We start from the raw sequence: 18,411 nt of genomic DNA, 5'->3' as shown, positions 1-18,411 counted from the left end.
AATAGATAAATCAATATATGAAAAACAAATCTTTTATTATATCAGATTTAATTTACAGACTTTCTTGCACACTCCCTATTTTTGTAAAACCTATACTAGTACCAATTCTCTTCTATTTCATAAGTATTATATTCACCATTCTTATCTTTAAAAAACGAGACTTTTTCCAAGCATGAATGTTTGTCAATACATTTAGTACCGAGAAAAACAAAGCTTTTTCTGTCAATATCTGTGAGTTTCACCTGTTTAAAATAAACATTTCTCTTATCCAAAGCGAGATTCTCTTCCAAAACTTCAAAAGTAGCTGGATCAACACCATTTATTTTATCACCGAAATAATACACGTTATTTTTATCTTTAGTGTAACTATTGTCCAATATTGTAAAACTCGCCGGATCAGCCCCTCTCATTCTCGAATCATAAAAATAAACATTGTTTTTATCTTTTGAATAATACTCGTTTAATACTCTGAAACTTCTGACATCAGCAATTCTGAATACAATAATATTTCCGTAATTAAGATAATCACCATAATAAATATGATTCTTATCTCTGGAAAAAGTAGAGTTCAGTACCTTAAAACTTTTATTATCAATTTTGCCTAACAAAATATTTCCAAAGTAAAAGTTATTTTTATCTTTTCCATACGGACTTTCCAGTATTTCAAAACTTTCTGCATCTGCTTCTGATATAAAGCCGGCATAATATATGTTGTTTTTATCCCTTGCAAAATCAGAATCTCCAAATACTTTAAAACTATCCGGGTCAGCTTCTTCAATAACTGTTCCCAAGCGATAAACCCTCAACTTGTCTTTAGTATAAGCCGGATCGCCTAATATTACGAAGCTTGCCGGATCAGCGTCTTTTATCACTCTGTCAGCATTATAAACATTTGACTTATCTTTAGCATAAGAATCAGATAATATCTCAAAACTGTCAATATCAGCACCAATAACAGGTCTTCCATAAATAGAAACAGTTCCGTTATCCACAGAATACCCGGCAAATAATTTTAAACTTATAAAAATAAAAAGTAATACTTTTTTCATTTATTCCTCCTTGTGTTATTAAAATAAAGTTTGATTCAAAGATACAGTATTCCCGGTGCTAATAGCAAAAACTATATATTCTGTAATTCCCGTTATACTCCGCAGTTTTCCCTCGTACAAACCATTATTTATTCAGGAATATAAACGATTTTCTTATCTTTATTATAAATAATTAAAGAATGTGGATTTATAATATCACCTTCATATTTGAATTCTCCATCTGAAAAATTGGCGACTACCTTTATATCATCTCCGTACTGAGTAAGCTGAACCAGTCTGTCATCTGACAAAACTCTGAAATCTGTCATTTCCCTCATCACAGCTTCACGGCTGAAAGGAGACCAGACTTCATAATGCTTGATAATTCTATCCTTATACTTCGTCCATTGAAACTTATCAAGATGGTATAAAGAGGGAACATTATACAATATTTCATAAAGCATTCTGTTTTGTACCTCATCTTTGATCTTAAACGTAGACCAATCCCAGTGATATGTGGTAATAACAGAATCATTGTACACAAGTTTATAAAGAGGGATATTATAGGAATTATCCAGAAAAATTTTCTTATACTTTTCTTTTACAGGAATTTCAAGCGACATTTTTTCAGGAACACCGCCGTCTGCTGAATAGTATTTCCCTATATAGTACATGCTTTCCTTATTTTTAGACATATCGTCATCCATCCAGGAAAAAGACTGCAGCTCAATACCATGTGCAAAGGCTATATAAGGTGCGGCAAAATCATTTCCGCCTTCAGAACCGGTAACCATATGTTTATCAACAGCCAGATAAGAAATTCTTTTCATTCGGGCCTCTAAATCCTGCTGTTTTGCAGTGACGTGATTTTTTGAATAATCATCATAAATTTCACCTGTTGCATCACAGTCAATAAACCATGAATTAAATTTTGCACCTGTATCCAAAATATTTCCCACCCGTTCTTTAACAGCTGATAAAGATAAAACGGGATTTAATTTTCTCCCCACATTTTGAAATCCGGAAATTTTCTTTCCGTTTTCATCTGTAATTGTGGCATTTTCATAAAGAGTATTGTCTGAAAATGTTGCTGTATTCCATTTTTCTTTCAATGGTTCATGAATGGAATGGTAAGAATCATAAGGTGCAGTTAAGAATCCGATACTTTCAGCATATTCCAGCATCTGAGGACTTATATATGCCTGTGTCCAGTCGTCCAGCCCAAGCCATGCTCTGGTAATTCCAGAAGAATGTATGCCTTTTATCAGATTTATATTTCTGTCAGCAGACCATGTTTCATAAGGTTTGAAGACACCGGGAAAATTAAGGCTCAGGATTTGCTTGTTCAGTTCGATTATTTCCATTTCATTCAGATTGCCAATTCCTTTATTTAAAAGTTCTTCCGCTTTTTGTCCTTTCAAAGGAAAAGCTTTTTCGTCATAAAATTCCTGCAGCAGTAAACTTTGGCTTAAAGCTTGTGAAATAATATTTTTTTGATATTGGTCAACATAGTCCTGATTTTTTATTTGCTCAAAAACATTTATTACTTCCTGGCTATTTTCAGAATGATTAATAATCAAAGACTCTATATGATTCATAGAATCAGAAGATAAATACTCCCTGAATTTAGCCCAGTTTATATCTTCATCAGAAATTACTGTTTTATCAAATAAATAAATATGGACTGCCCCGAAAAGCTTTGTGATATTCTTATTTTCTTCTGCTTTTTCAGCAAGTGTCTTAAACTTTTTTTGTTCCGCAATGTAGTTTTTATATATTTTTGCAATATTAACAGGATTATTTTCGGTAACATAAATCCTGAATCCGTATTCCGGATCATCTGTTATGGAAGTAAAATCATGACTAAACTGAAATCCAATGCTATTTTTTGTATCAAATTTTATTTTATTATTAAATATATTTTTTATAATATACACAAAAGCAGTATCATTGTCTGATGCTGAAAAAAAGCTCATAGAAAAATATTCCAAAGGATCAATTTCCATAGCATCAAGATATTCGGAAAAATATTTGTCATCAGCAGGGATATATTTCCCTTCACCAAATGGAAGACTGTAATATTTATCTGAAACTAAAGGCCAGACAAATTCATTCTTTATACCTTTTTTCTCTGTTGATTTTATAGTGATATCCAGATAATTATTTTCTTTTTTTATTGTAACATTAACAGATTTCTCCGGATATTCCCACGAAACCCCGTCATTGCTTTTCTTCAAATCAGCGACTTTCATTTTATCCTGACCGCCTGAAACACTTTTTTCTTTTCCGTCAACAGTAATTGTGAGATCAAATGTTTCCGGATCTACTTTATATGAAAAATCTTTATAAAGATTCTGCATAGATTTATTAGTATTAGTTTCTTTAGTACAGCATGTTATTAAAAATATGAGTATAATTAAAGCAAAAAATTTTTGATTCATATTTTATCCTCCTGTTTATTTAGTATTACTATTTCTAAGTATTTTATTATATCATGTAATTTTTATTTTATAAAATTATATAAAATACTAAGATTTAAACCAAAAAAGAACGTAAACAAAATGAAACGGAAAATACCTAAAAACCATTGACATTTATGGCATATATGGTAAAATAAAATCAAGTTGAAACCAAAAAAACATCAAAAATATAGAGGGGCTTCACATGGATCCTAAAGAAAAAATATCTATGAAAGACATAGCGAAATTAGCAGGCGTTTCTGCCAGTACTGTATCGAGAATCATTAATAACAGCGGGCAGATATCCGAAAAGACAAAAAAGAAAGTCTTTTCACTAATGAAAAAGTATAATTATACACCTAATATGGTCGCTAAAAGTCTGAAAATGAACAAGTCAAAATCAATAGGAATTATCATAACCAATATTCAAAATGAATTTTTCTCGGAAATTGTTCTGGGAATTGAAGATTTCTTTTTTAAAGTAGGTTATTCTGTTTTCATCTGCAATACCAGCCAGAATTCCAAAAAAGAGATGGAGTATTTCAAGATTCTGGACTCCAAGCTGGTTGACGGGATTATTTGCATTTCTGCACTTGAAAAAACACCGAAAGATTTTTATTCTAATTACAGAAAGATACCTATGGTATGTATAGACAGAATATTTGATCCCCATGCTTCTGATACTTTTTATGTGGAATCTAATCATCATGAAGGCGGTTTTCTCGCAACAGAAGAACTGATAAAAAAGGGATGCAGAAAAATAATGATTCTAACAAAAAAGAGAAGTTTTTCTGCCAGCCAGAAGAGATTTGAAGGGTATAAGGAAGCACTGAAAAAATATAATATACCTTTTGATGAGAATCTGGTGATGAAATTCGACGGTCATCTTTCCAGTTTTGATGAAACAAAAAAAGTAGTGGATGAAGCTGTTTCACAAGGTATTGAATTTGACGGAATTTTTGCTACCAGTGACTGGCGTGCATACGGCGCCTTGATTTCACTAAAAGAACACGGGATTTCTGTACCTGAAAAAGTAAAAATCATAGGCTTTGATAATATTTCCATTTCCAAGTATTCTTATCCCAAGATAACTACTGTAAATCAAGACAGAGAAGCCATTATCCATAAGGTTTCCAATCTTTTGTTTGATCTTATGAATGGAACAGAACTGCCGAACGAAGTAAAAAATAAAAAACACATTGTTATTCCAGTATCTCTTGTTAATAGGGAAACAACATAAAAAGGCTGTAAATTCTGAATAAAATACAGCCTTTTTTATTTTAATGATATGATATGATAGTAAAAAGAATATTCGGATATGAAATTTTCCTATATTCCTGAATTTACAGCTTTAACAGATAAGTCTGGAATTCACAGCAGTTTAGCACACTTTTAGCTTCCGTTTTCTGTTTCTCATTAAGCATAACAGCTTTATCTGAAATGTCATTTCTTATCTTGATACTTTTTGATACGAACGGGTTGAAGTATCTTATAATATATCCGCTGTCATTTTCCGCTTTTTTAAATGCACTCATTACAGCTTCGGTATCTTCATAAGAAAACAGGCTGTATGTCTGAGGAAGTGTTCTTTCTTCATCACAATACACATAAATCAGTCTTCCGTTCAAAAATTCCGAAAACTGGTAAACAGGCATAGGAGTAAGATATTCCTTAGCTTTTCTAGCAATAGATGCATTATCAAAGCTGCCTTCAAAAAAAGCTGCCGAAAAGGAAAATTCAAGCTCTCCCAAAAGCTGTGCATCAGGAGTTTCTATTATCGATTCTCCCGAAGCCCGTCCCGGTCTGTATAAGAGGTCGGTTTTTCCCATATAACCAAAAGTTCTGAATAAAGTTAAACGTATTGTATCGTATTTTTCTCCTGTTATCTCATACTCACGTACTCCTTCGGTAATAAGAGCAGTGCCGTGGGTTTCATCATGAAGACTGGTGAAACTCTGCATAGGTTCTATAGATACAGGGGTCTCCTGCCATTTTTCTTTTTCCCACACTTCCATTTCCGGAAGATATACCGGTCTTTGAACAATGCCGAACAGCTGATCAGCAGTGGAAAATTTACTTGCTATTCCTGTATCAAAACATACACACAGTCTGTGACTAAGCACTTGATTGTCTGCTTTCACATGAAATCTTACCAAATCTTCATCTTTTCTAAGTGAAATTTCTATATCCAGTCTGAAATTTTCGCTGTTTATTCCTCTGCTTCTGTTCTCAAGGTCTTTCGGAACCATCATATTCAGCTGAAACTTCAGCACATTTTCAACATCTGATTTATATACTTTTACATTCTCTGATTTTGTATACTCCAAATCATCAGATCTTATTATCATATCTTTTCTGGGCGGTGAATAATTATATGAATCGCCGTCGTCGCCGTTTTCTTCAAATACCATCTGATTGTGATATATTCTGCCGGCTTTTTTGTCTTTGATGGTAAGTGTATTATTTGCTTCAAAAGTAATATGATAAAATTTATTTTCTATTTCATTTGAGTGATATTCTTTTTCTGCTTTTTGTTTTTCCTTCTTTGTCAAATCCATGAAAAACTGAGTATATCCCATTGCAGGAACAGAGTCCAGCTCTGCAAGTATTCTGGCTTTATACACTTTCTCGGGAATGAATGCCTTTTTACTTGGGTTTAGATATATGTGCTGATTTAGAACATAATCAGTAAGTTCTGTTTTTTCCTTTATCACGTATTTTAATTCTTTACCGTTAAGATCACAGATTGAAAAATCATCTTCGGGAATATAGGCAGTGAATTCAGCGACGCCTTTTCTTTCATATGGCAGAGGATTGAAAATATTAAAGCTGAAATCACTGTTATGATTTGTTTTCTGGCTTATCAGCCTCATATTCAGATCCAGAAGATTTTCCGACATATCCTGTGCAAGTTTGTAACGGCTTGCGATATCTCTGTTTGTGGAATCACTGTTACAAGCACCGATACTGTCATGAGCAGCATTGGCAAACATCAGTTTCCAGATTTCGGAAAGCTCTTCGTGCGGATAACGGTTCCCCAGTGAATAACTTATAGAAAGTACAGGCTCAAGTATATTTACTAAAAAATTTTCTATTTTATTATTTGCCTGTTTCAAATCAGCACGTGAAGAAAAAATAGACTTATGAATTCGGCTGTTTTTTCCTTCTGTTAATTCTCCGTGTATTACCGGGAGATTTTTGGAATCTTTCTCTATCTCGGCTAAAAAATTTTCCGGAGAATCTATGATGTATTCCCTTTTAGAATCCAGTTTATTAAATTTTGCAGTTAATTCAGGAAGATTTTTCCTTACAGGTGCCTGATCAAGGCCGTTCGGAAAGTAAACATGTCTTGTAGAGGCTTTATTTTCAAGTGCGCCAATTTTTTCTTCAAGATAGTGTATAATTTCCCCGTCATTTTCAGGAATATTCGCACCGTAATAATAGCCGAAAGGAATCTGTACTGCAAGCATTTGCGTACCGTCGTCACCTTCCCATATAAATTCAGTCTGCTTTAAACGGTTATCAGCCACTCCCCTCCAAAAAAGGAATTTATGAATATCAAAATGTTTGTATATCTGCGGCATATTCCCGCCCTGCCCAAAGATATCCGGAGCATATCCTACAGGCATTGAATACCCCATTTTCTCGGCACTGTCAATTCCGTAATATAAGTTTCTAACTACGGATTCCTGAGATATTACCAGCTGGTCTGTCTGTGTATTCCAAGGGCCTGTTAAAAATCTTTTTTCAGAAATCAGCTTTTTCAGTCTTTTTTCATCCTCAGGGCAGTATTTTAAATAGTCCTCCACAAGGGAACTTTGTGCATCCATAAGAAAAAAGCCGAAATCTTTTTTATTTTCCAAAACATCCAAAACTTCCTTAATGTGTTTTACCAGATACACTTTTGATCTGGAAGATGTGAAATACCATTCTTTATCCCAGTGTGAATGCGGGATTATATGTACTTTTGTTTTCTGCATATTAATTTAATCTCCTTGTAAAATTATTTATTAATCAAAGCTGAGTTCTATTTCCTCAGAATCAGTTTCAACAGCAGCTGTTTTTTCTTTTTCAGTAAAGTCTACGAGAAAATTAGCACCAAAGCCTATTATTAAAGCTCCTATTATTCCGCCTGCAAGATATGCCCATCCGTTACCCACACTGAAAAATCCGTACATTCCTCCTATTGGAGGCATTTTTACATATATTCCCAGTATTGCTGTAATTGCAGTTCCTGCTGCACATGCTATTACATTCAGGGGAATAAGCTTACCCGGACTTTGCAGTGTAAACGGAATAGCACCTTCGGTAATGCCGATGACTCCCATGATAAGGGCGCCGTTTCCTGCTTCTTTGAATGTTTCGGAGAAATTTCTCTTTTTAATAACTGTTGCAAGTCCGTAGCCTAAAGGCGGAATCCATATTGCTACATTGACTAAAATAGAAGGCAGATAGACTCCGCTCATAAACAATGCATTTCCTGCCATCCATGCTGCTTTGTTCACAGGGCCGCCAAGGTCAAAACCTATCATTGCACCAAGTACAACAGCAAGAATAATCACATTTGTATTATTTTCCGACATTCTTGTAACCCAGTTTAGAAGGGTAGTATTAATCCACCCCAAAGGGCCGCCTAATATCAGAGCCATTAAAATACCGGTTAATCCAATCGTGAGCAGGGGAAGAATAATGAGCGGCACTGAACTGGCAGCAGCACCTTTAATTTTAATGGTGTTTTTTATTTTATTAGTAATCCATCCTGCGAAAAAACCTGTTACTACTGCACCGAGAAATCCGGCATTTGTGCTGGTAGCCAGTACCCCGCCTACAAAACCTGCGGCAAGCGCCGGCTTTCCGGCTATTGAATAAGCAATATATCCTGAAAGAACTAAGTTAAGAAGTCCGATTGCACTCCACCCTACATTTTGGAACATCCATACATAATGGAAAAAACCGCCTGTCTTAGCATAATCGTCCAGATTGCTGACCCCTCCTGCAAAGCCTATTATCTTTGCCACTGCTACAACAAGTGAACCGCCTATTATCACAGGAAGTGCATAGGAAATTCCACCCATGAGGTGGTCTCTTGCCTCATAAAGTTTCTTTTTCATAATGATATCTCCTCTTCTGATTTATTTTCTTTTTTCCATAGTTTCAACGATTTTTTTCAGTACACCTTCAGCATTTGATACACACTGGCTGATTTTTACACGAACAATCTGCTTTCCCGCGAATCTGTCCTCATCTTCTATTACTTTATCCGCTGCAATAAGTACAAGATCTGCCGACTCTATCTCACTTTTTGTGATCTCGTCTATTTTTCCCATTGCTCCCTGCTGTTCTATCCGTACATTGTGTCCCAGTTTTGTCCCCGCTTTTTCCAGAGCTTTTGCAGCCATCGGGGTATGGGCAAGTCCTGCAATACACGAAGTTACTCCGACTATTTTCATAACAAATCACCATCCAAATTTTCTTTTATATATTTTATTAATTCATCACCGGTTTTCATATTCATAATCATACTCTGGAAATCTTCCTCAAGAAGACTGACAGCTACTTTAGACAATATTTCCAGATGTTTTTGCCCGGCATCTTTTTCAGGTACCAGTATTACAAAAACAGATTTTACTTTAAAACCATCAGGAGAGTCCCAGTCTACAGCATCTGTAAGTCTTATAAACAAGAGCTTTGAAGTTTTTATCAAATCACTCTTTACATGCGGTATTGCTATAAGATCCAGCACAGCTGTAGGATATTCTTTTTCTCTTTCCCATAATTTTTGATATAATCCGTTTTCATCATCTGTTATACCAAGCAGTTTTGACTTTTCTGCTATAAATGACATAACGGTATCTTTAGTGCTTAAATTTTCATCTAAAAAAATCTGTTTATTCTCTAAAATCAATTTTATACCTCCGTTTCTGGCTTTTAATCTGTTTTATGCAAACGTTTGCATAAAATTATATATTAAAATATACAACGAAAAAGTGTAATTGTCAATATCTAATCAAAATATTTTTTTCTGTTAAATTGATCAGGGATTTATATGAATTTATTGTTATAGAAAATTTTCAATTATTCAAAAGGATAATTCTGAAAAAATCTTTTATTTTGAAATTATATTTTTGAAAGAATGAAATTATAAAATTTAAAATTCATGAGACTACATATAAAAAAAGTATTTATAAATTTGAAAAATAAAAAATAAAATATATTGTAAAATAAAAAAATGTTCTTATTTTTCAAATATATATTCTATTATTCGAACAGTTAGTTTATTAGAATTTATTTCCAGGAATAGTCAGACAAATTTAAACATGAATTTCAATATAGTTAAATTGACTTTAATAAGTAAATTTAGTAAAATATTGATAAGAAATTCCAGAAAATGATTTTTGTTAAGTAAGATAAGGAATTTATGAATGAAATCTATAAGGAGGAGAAAAAAGGGAATATGATCTTTTTAGGTTCAAATGTACAGGTTTTTTACAGCATTTAGACTTAGAATAATCAAAGAAAAAAGATACAAAACGAAGTAAACAGGAGGAATGATGAAAAAAAATAAAAAATTATTAGTACCATTGTTAGCCCTAAATGCGATTTTACCGGCTTATGCACAAGGAGCTGCTGTTTCTGAATCAGTAAAATACGATAATATGTATAATAAAATGGTAAAAAATTTAGAGCAGGGAAAATCTAACCAGAAAAATTATCAAATTATAGAGCAGATATTAAAAAAGAGAAATAAAGAGCTAAAAGATTTGTACATGCAGGGAGATTATGTGGTAAAGCCTGAATATCTTGAGTGGCAGATATTCGCTTCAGGATTTTACACGGAAAAGGACAGGGGAGACAGAGATGAGTACAATCTGAGTTATGACAGCGAAGGAAATCTTATATCGAATTCTGATCAAAATTCGTCAGAGCAGAAGATAAAAGATCTGAGAACGAAAAAATATATTCAGATAGGGGCTACAATCCCAATAAAAACTGTTGCTGATTTCACCATTAATCCTAATGTAAACCTGACAATAAAAGATATAGCTCCTATTAATATACAGCCGCCGGTAACAAAAATAGAGAAGGCACAGTCAATTTCACTGCCGAATATAACTGGTCCGTCAATGACAGCACCGGCTTTGACTCTGACACTAAACCCGCAGGTTAATATTACACCGCCGAGTGTAAACTTTTCATTTGCCGCGGGTCATAATGCAGGAGCACCTCCGGGACCGCTTATAGGATATTCAAATGAAAATGTAGCACCAAAAAATAATGGTATTGTAACTTCAGCAGATTTCAGCAAAACAGTTCTAGAATCTACTAACTCTGTATGGAGATTTGCTTCTATTTCAACAGGTGCAGGTCAGTCAAAAATAATAGCTTCCGATGTAACTCTTACAGCTCGTAATGAAAAAGACGGGAATGGATATTTTACATTTGAAAACAGTCCGGGAGCAACAATGATATCAATACTGGGAACAGTGACAATACTTCCGAATTCACAAACAAACTATGTAGTCGGGGATACTGTGGATGGTGATGCGAGAGCTACTACATATAACGGCGGAACAATGAATATATTTGCTGCTCAGACACATAAAACATTAAATGCAGGTACAGATACACCTTCGGGCGGAGGAGCCATGATGTATATTCCTACGAATCATACAGAGCCTAATCAGATAATTTCTGGTGTCAATTCAAATAAATATCTTATTAACGGTGAAGGCGGCACAATAAATATAAAAGGATTCGGAAATTATGGGATATTAAATGTAAATATGGATCATACAGTACGGGGATACGGAAGTGCAGGACATATAAACGACAGATTCGGGGATGCTGCAAATCCGGGAAAATTTATTCCTAAAGCAAACGGTGAGGTTGATATCAATGTAATATTAAATCAGGGGAATATCGTAGTAGAGAAAACTCAGGGAACAGGCAATTTTGACAGTCAGTACGGGAATGTGGCATTAAGCGCTTTTGCGCAGGAAAAAGCTCTGGAACCTAATCTTGGAACTCCGTTTGCAAACTACAGAGGAATGATATTCGATAATACGACTTTTATGTACAATGAAGGGACAATAAAGTCTGTAAGCGGAAATAATATGCTTATGCAGCATAAGGGAAGCGGACAGATGATAAATAACGGAGTTTTGGATATAGCATCAGGACAGACAATAGGTATGATCAGAGAAAATATAGGTCATAGAGGATACACAGTAACTTCATCCAGCACAACTACAAGTCATACACTCTGGGATGCCGCGAATTCAAGGGCAAGAGCTGTGAATGACGGTATTATCAATATTTCCACTTCTGCTAAAGATGTTCTTGGAATAAAAGGAATGGGTTATGACGGAAATGGAATTGATGATAATGTTAACAGCAGACATCTTGTGTATAATGCAGAATCAAAAATAATAGTAGAGAACGGCGACGGAATAGTAAACGGTATTGATATAGATCAGAACGACACTGCTGGAGAATCACATAACTTGGATATAGACAGAAGTAATGTGAATGCTTACGGTGCAAATATGGGCGGTCTTGTAACGGTAAAAGAGACTCTGGATGAAGCAAAAACAGTGACATTTACATTAAACAGCAAAACTTACAGTACAAAAGACGGGGTAATATTCGTAGGCGGACAGAATGCTGCGGGTCTTTATGCCGAAACTAAGAATGCTTTTACTACGAGCGGTTTCAGCGGAAACGGATTGTTTAATCCTAATTCTTCAGCTCTGCCTGATGCATCACATATAGATTATGCAAAGGCAGTGAATAATATAGACGGTAAAATATTTGTCTATGCTTCAGGAAATGCTACAGGGAATTATTCTATAGGAATTGCGGGACAATATGCTTCACTGGAAAATAAAGGAGATATATTTCTGGGGCTGCTTCCTCAGGCTGGAACAATTGCCGGGAGCGGAGATGGTGTGAAAACAGAAAAAGGGGTAACCGCAGCTCAGGAGCAGTATATAGCAATATACGGTAATGGAAGCAGTGTGTATAACAGCGGATATATTACTGATAAAGAAAGTAACGGCATTAGTGATAATTATTCAAAGAATGGAATAGGAATATTTGTAGAGAAGAAAGCAATAGCAAATGGAAGTGCAGGATCTATAGTAAACACCGGAAAAATAACATTGGGGACAGGCGGAAAAGCTGTAGTCGGTGTAGGAAGAACTGCTTCCGATATGATAACACTAATATCAAGCGGTGATATAGAGATAAGAAGTACAGCAGGTAATATGGGTGTGGGAGTATACGGAAGTTATGCAGATTCTGACAAAACAGATTCAGTAACATCAAAAACAGGAATTTCCGGGAATATAAATATAATTGGTGAAAAAGCTATAGGAACATATTTTAAAAATGGAAAAGCAAATATTCATGATTTGAATATAAAAGGGACAGATCCGATAACTTCGATGAAAGTAGCAGAAGCATTTGGTATAGTTACAGAATCGTCTGATCTGAAAATAGGAAATAAAGTAAATATAGAGCTGGGAGGTAAAGACAATATAGGGATTTTTGGAAAATCTCTTACATATACTGATGCAATCACAAGTGTAAACCGTTCAGATTTTACGAATATAGCCCTTGGATCAGGAGGAGTCGGAATATATCTTGAGGATATAAAGAATGATTCTCTTATAAAGGTAAATAATATATCAGCAGGGAACAGCACTGCAACACAGAATTCCGGCGGAATAGCACTAAAAAGTATAACGAATAAAGCAGAAATAGATGCAGGGAATGTAATGATAGGAATCGCAGAAGCTGCTGGAGAAGGATTTGGTATATTCTTAGAGGGAGCCACGGCACAGGACAGTAAAATTAAAGCAGATTATGTTCATGTATATCAAAAATCAGGAATAGGGATTTTTGGGAAAAATGTTTCTGAAATAACTGCAGGAAGTATCAAAGCAGGTAAAACCGGTATTTATCAGGAAAGCAGCAGTGCAGCAGCAGGGAAACTGTCTGTGGGAAGTGTGTCGCTTATAGGAAGCGAAGACAGCATGATTGGTATTTATGCCAATGGAAGTGCAGCAGCAGTTGATGCAGAAATAGCAGGCCTGGATATGCAGAATGCCAAGAACAAATCAACAGGAATATACATAGGAAACGGCGGCTTTAAAAATACAGGAAATATAAATATAAAAGCTCTGGACAGTTCATTCGGTATTTATATAAACGGATCAGCAGGACATAATATCGTGGATTTCGGTACAGGAACAAGAAATATAAATCTGGGGAATGACAGTATAGGTCTTTATCTGAAAAATGCACAGGTATCAAATATGATTTCTGATATTATAATAGGTGATACTACAGAAGCTCCGGGAACACAGGCAGGAGTAGGAATGTTTCTTGAAGATACAATAGTTACGGGAACAGTAAATACTAATGTAACATCAGGAAATAAAACAGTGGCATCATATTTTGGATCAAACACAGGAAATATTACATATAACGGAAATGTACAGGTAGGAGAAAACTCTCTTGGTATATATAAAAACGGCGGAACATTAACAAGAGATCCAAGTAAGTCAACTATTTTCTCTGGAAGTACAAATACAGAATCAATAGGATATTATCTTGAGAATTCAGTTTTAGATTATTCGTCTAATGCGCTGACTGCAAGTACTCTTACCATGAATAACGGAATAGCTTTCCTTCTGAAAGGGGCAGGTTCACAGGTAACAGTAAACGGAGTGGCAATTACAAACAGTGATCTTGATAAACTGGGACTTGATCCAATGGTAGAAAGATTTGTTTATTCTGATAAACAGGAGATAATAACAGAAGATATAACTTTGGATCCGGCTGTGAGACATTATGGTTATCACGCAGTCAGCGGAAGAATAGAATTAAACGGAAATATTTATACAAATAATAACATTCAGGGAACGTACGGAATACTGGCACAGGGGAGATATACCAGCGGAACGGAAGAAGTGTTCATATCAGGAGGAAAAACAATAGATATGACTAACTCTCTGGGAAGTATAGGAGTAGAAGTGCTTGAAGGTGCCAGAGTAAAAAATGAAGGGACAATAAAAGCAGGAAAATCCAGCAGTACAAGCTCAGGTATAGGAATACTTGCAGAAAGTGCAGCTTTAGTAACAGCAGAAGCAGAAAATACAGCAACAGGAATAATAGAAACACAGGGATCGGGAATAGGAATATATCTGGATTCAGCTGAGCTAGGCGGAAATATAATAAATAACGGAATTATTCGTTCAGCAGAAAATGATACCCTTGGAATATACTCAAAACTGTCATCGACAGGAATAGTAAGTCCTGTGCCGTTGGCAGTAATAACAAATAATAAAGATATACTGCTGAAGAATGACAGTTTTGGAATATTTGCCGAAAACAGCAATATAAATAATTCCGGAAATATAACTGTAGGAGATACAGTATCAGGAAACTCAGTAGCAGTATACGGAAGTAAAAAATCTGTAATAAATAATACAGGGGGAACAATAACAGCAGGAGAAAACGGGCTTGGATTTTATCTGGACAACAGTACACTTAATATAACAGGCGGAAGTTTTAATACAGGAAAAGGAATACTCGTTTATGCTTCAAATGAATCAGATGTTAATTATGCAGCAGGAAATACAGTATTAGGAGAAAAGATAGGTTTCTATCTGGATAACAGTACAGCAGATTTTAATTCAAAAGAATTCATGGTTCTTGATAATGGTGTAGGAATGTATGTGACTAATACACAGGCAGGGCCGGTACAGCAGTCAGCGATAAAGTCACTGGGAAAACTAATACTGGGAAATAATGCTACAGGGATTTATCTGAAAAATGCTGATCTGGAACCTGTAACAATAGGAATGGTAAACTATACCCTCGGCGGAGCCATAGAAATAAACGGGTCAAATTCTGCGGCAATAATGGGTATTAATTCCAATATTGAAAATACAAGTAATATTACCTCGTCAGGTTCATTGAACAAAGGAATAGTGCTGAAAGCAGAAAACGGCGGTACCTATAATCTGAAAAACAGCAATAATATAAGTCTTTTAAGTGATAAATCAATTGGAATATACGGGACAACACTAAATAGTTCAGGAGTTCCTGCTGGAATTATAAATATAGACAACAGCAGTACAATTAATCTTGGAAGTGCAGGAGCAATAGCAGATGCATCAGTAGGAATATACGGAACAGCAGGAGTAAATATCACCAATAACGGAACAATAACAGGCGGTACAAATTCCGTAGGATTGTACTCAAACGGCGGTACATTGAATCATAATTCAGTAATAAATCTGTCACATGGTTCAGTAGGGGTGTATGCTTCAGGCGGAACAGCGGATATAAACGCAGGTTCATCAATAACAGTGGGAGATAACGGAGCTGTGGCATTATATGCCAATAACGGTGCAGTATTAACAAACTACTCAACAAGTATAACAACAGGAACAGGCAGTGTAATAGGTTATGCAAAGGACAGCGGTACAAAGCTTGATAACAAGGCAGCATTGTCAATACAGGAAGAAGGGGTAGGGTTCTACACAAATAACGGACATATAGTGAACTCCGGAACTTTAAGCTCAGCAGGAAACGGGATAATTTATCTGTACGGGAATAACGGAATAATTGAAAATAACGGACAGATAAACGGAGCATCGCATAGTTACGGTGTAGGAATATACGGAAGTGGCTCTGATATAAAGAATACAGCAGTAATTGTATTGGGAGACTCTCATATTCCTTATCCGAATGACCTGAGTAATAAGGATAACAGATTTTCTGTGGGAATATACGGAGAAAGAAGTAAAATAGATAACAGCAGTAATATTACTGTGGGAGAAAACGGAATAGGAATATATTCTTATGCACAGAGCGGAGATATAACAAACAGCGGTCAGATAACATCAACAAGAGACAAGGCAATAGGAATATTCTCAGAAGTAGGTAAGAACAGCCGTGTAGTAAATAATGGTTTAATAGACCTGGCAGGTAACAGTGTAATAGGGGTGGCAATAAATAAAGGCGGAATTCTGGATAACCACGGAACTATAAAGGTAAATGGTAATGAAAGTATTGCGGTACTTGCCGAAAGTAACTCAGTGGTAAATAACTATAATACAATAGATGTATCGGGAACTAATTCAGTAGCAGTAGTATTAAAAGATAAATCGACGTTCATAAACCACTCGGGAGCAACATTGATACTAGGTTCCGGAAGTCTGGGAATATTAGCTGACGGTACAAGTTCATCTAATATAAGTGCCGGTTCACTGTCAGATAGTTCGATAACATTGCCTTCACTGGCTTCGGTGCCGATTTATGAAGCGCCGCAGATAATAAATTCCGGAATAATAAAAGTAGAAGGAAACTTTGAAGTGCCGTATGACGGAGTAGTAAAAGTAAAAGTAGATCCAGACTCAATAAGAGAACTGACACATGCAGAAAAAGTATCATCAGGATATGATCTTTTAGACCTTGAAAATGTAATTCTGATATCAAATGCAGTAAAGTATCAGGCAGACAGCTTTAATGTAAAAGATGTAACAGTAACATCAGACTTTACAGAAGGAACAAATGCGCTCACATATAAACTTGAAAATGTATTTATGCCGGGAACATCAAGTGCAGGTGTAACATCAGGAATAGCAAGTGTATACAGTGAATCTTATACATGGGACGCAATACCTGTGACTAATGCAGACGGAAATGTAGATATCTGGATGAAAAAGATAGCATATAAGGATCTGATGGAAGGTGAATGGTATGAAGAATTTGGTTCTGCAATGGATGAAAAATATGCAGGATCAACAGGAGATGCAGGAAATATATTTGATAAAATAGACAGAATAAAAAACGGGAATGACTTCAAGACGATAATGGAAAGTCTCGGCGGAAATATTTATGCGAATATAAATGAAAGAGAAGACGACATAGCAAGAGCATTTGAAAATTCACTGAGCCTTCTTCAGAATTCTCATAATAATACTAAAGAAAATATGAAAGTGAATGTAATAGCAGCAAAAGGGAAAACTACGGAAGATACACAGGGAGTAACAGGTTATGACTATGAAATGGCGGGAGTGCTTGCTCTGAGAGAAGTAGAAAGAACTTATAAACATACATTCGGATATTCACTTGGGTATATGCATACAGATTTTGAATTCAAAGACGGTATGAACAGTGAAGAACTTGTGGATACACTGCAGATAGGCGGACATAATAAATATAAGTCAAACGGCTGGGTATTAAGAAATGACCTTACAGGAAGAGTGAGTTTCCATAATATAGACAGAAATATAAACTGGCCTTCACCATATGGAAGATCAGAACTGAACGGTTCATATGAAACATACAGCATAACAAGTAATAATATACTCGGTAAAGAGCTGAACATAGGTAAAAATACAAGTATTACACCATACGGCGGACTTAGGGCAATGTATGTGACAAGACCGGACTTTGAAGAAAAAGGGCTTGAGAAACTGGAAGTGGAAGGAAATGATGCATGGAGCGTAAAACCTAAATTGGGGGTAGAATTAAAGACATCAATACCTTTAGGGAACTTAAATGCATGGAAACTAAAAGGAGCTCTCGATCTTGGATATGAATATGAGCTGGCAAATCTGAATGAAAGAGAAAAGGCAAGGCTGGTAGCAATAGAAGACGGATATCATAAATTGGCAAAGCCTGACGAAGAAAAAGGAGCTTTCAGAGGAGGAGCAAGTATCGGAGTAGAAGTAGAAGACAGATACGGAATATTCTTAACAGGAGAATATAAAGCAGGAAACGACAAACAGAATGATTACAGAGCAGGACTTGTTCTAAAAGCAGTGTTTTAATTTCTGATTTGAAAGTGTAAAATAAAAATATATAATTAAAATAAAGGAGAAAGATGCTTTGGGTATTTTTCT

8 protein-coding genes are annotated in these 18,411 nt (G+C 35.3%); 2 read left to right on the top strand and 6 right to left on the bottom strand.

The genetic code is table 11. The features are described from left to right. Positions 1 to 95 precede the first annotated feature (95 nt). Together NK213_RS07370 and NK213_RS07365 are read right to left on the bottom strand one after the other, a co-directional pair. A complete protein-coding gene (locus NK213_RS07370; protein ID WP_253348263.1) occupies positions 96 to 1,049 on the bottom strand; it encodes a DKNYY domain-containing protein in 954 nt (317 codons plus the stop codon). 128 nt (positions 1,050 to 1,177) lie between these two features. Continuing rightward, on the bottom strand, positions 1,178 to 3,469 hold the full coding sequence (locus NK213_RS07365) for a glycoside hydrolase (RefSeq protein WP_253348262.1): 2,292 nt from the start codon (positions 3,467 to 3,469) through the stop codon (positions 1,178 to 1,180). A 223-nt stretch (positions 3,470 to 3,692) separates the two neighbouring features. Between NK213_RS07365 and NK213_RS07360 the strand changes: the two genes are divergently transcribed. Then, complete coding sequence (locus NK213_RS07360) at positions 3,693 to 4,727, top strand: LacI family DNA-binding transcriptional regulator (RefSeq protein WP_253348261.1); 1,035 nt, start codon at positions 3,693 to 3,695, stop codon at positions 4,725 to 4,727. A gap of 103 nt (positions 4,728 to 4,830) precedes the next feature. Here the strand turns inward: NK213_RS07360 and mngB are convergent, their stop codons facing one another. Genes mngB through NK213_RS07340 form a run of 4 tightly spaced genes read right to left on the bottom strand, consistent with a single transcriptional unit; the run spans position 4,831 to position 9,392 of the window. After that, the gene (gene mngB / locus NK213_RS07355; RefSeq protein WP_253348260.1) at positions 4,831 to 7,467 is read right to left on the bottom strand and encodes a mannosylglycerate hydrolase; all 2,637 of its coding nucleotides are present in this window, start codon (positions 7,465 to 7,467) and stop codon (positions 4,831 to 4,833) included. Between the two features lie 30 nt (positions 7,468 to 7,497). Next, entirely contained in the window at positions 7,498 to 8,598 is a 1,101-nt protein-coding gene (locus tag NK213_RS07350; protein WP_253348259.1) for a PTS fructose transporter subunit IIC, read from the bottom strand. Positions 8,599 to 8,619: 21 nt separating this feature from the next. Continuing rightward, on the bottom strand, positions 8,620 to 8,937 hold the full coding sequence (locus NK213_RS07345; protein ID WP_253348258.1) for a PTS fructose transporter subunit IIB: 318 nt from the start codon (positions 8,935 to 8,937) through the stop codon (positions 8,620 to 8,622). Then, entirely contained in the window at positions 8,934 to 9,392 is a 459-nt protein-coding gene (locus tag NK213_RS07340; RefSeq protein WP_253348257.1) for a PTS sugar transporter subunit IIA, read from the bottom strand. Before NK213_RS07340 ends, NK213_RS07345 begins: the two co-directional genes overlap by 4 nt. 646 nt (positions 9,393 to 10,038) lie before the next feature. On the opposite strand from NK213_RS07340, the gene NK213_RS07335 reads away from it, so the two are divergent. Continuing rightward, complete coding sequence (locus NK213_RS07335) at positions 10,039 to 18,339, top strand: autotransporter domain-containing protein (protein WP_253348256.1); 8,301 nt, start codon at positions 10,039 to 10,041, stop codon at positions 18,337 to 18,339. Positions 18,340 to 18,411: the final 72 nt, after the last annotated feature.

This window comes from Sebaldella sp. S0638, from assembly GCF_024158605.1.
Classification (GTDB): Bacteria; Fusobacteriota; Fusobacteriia; order Fusobacteriales; family Leptotrichiaceae; genus Sebaldella.
The sequence above is the reverse complement of the archived record's forward strand: the minus strand, read 5'-3'. Positions and strand labels throughout refer to the sequence as shown.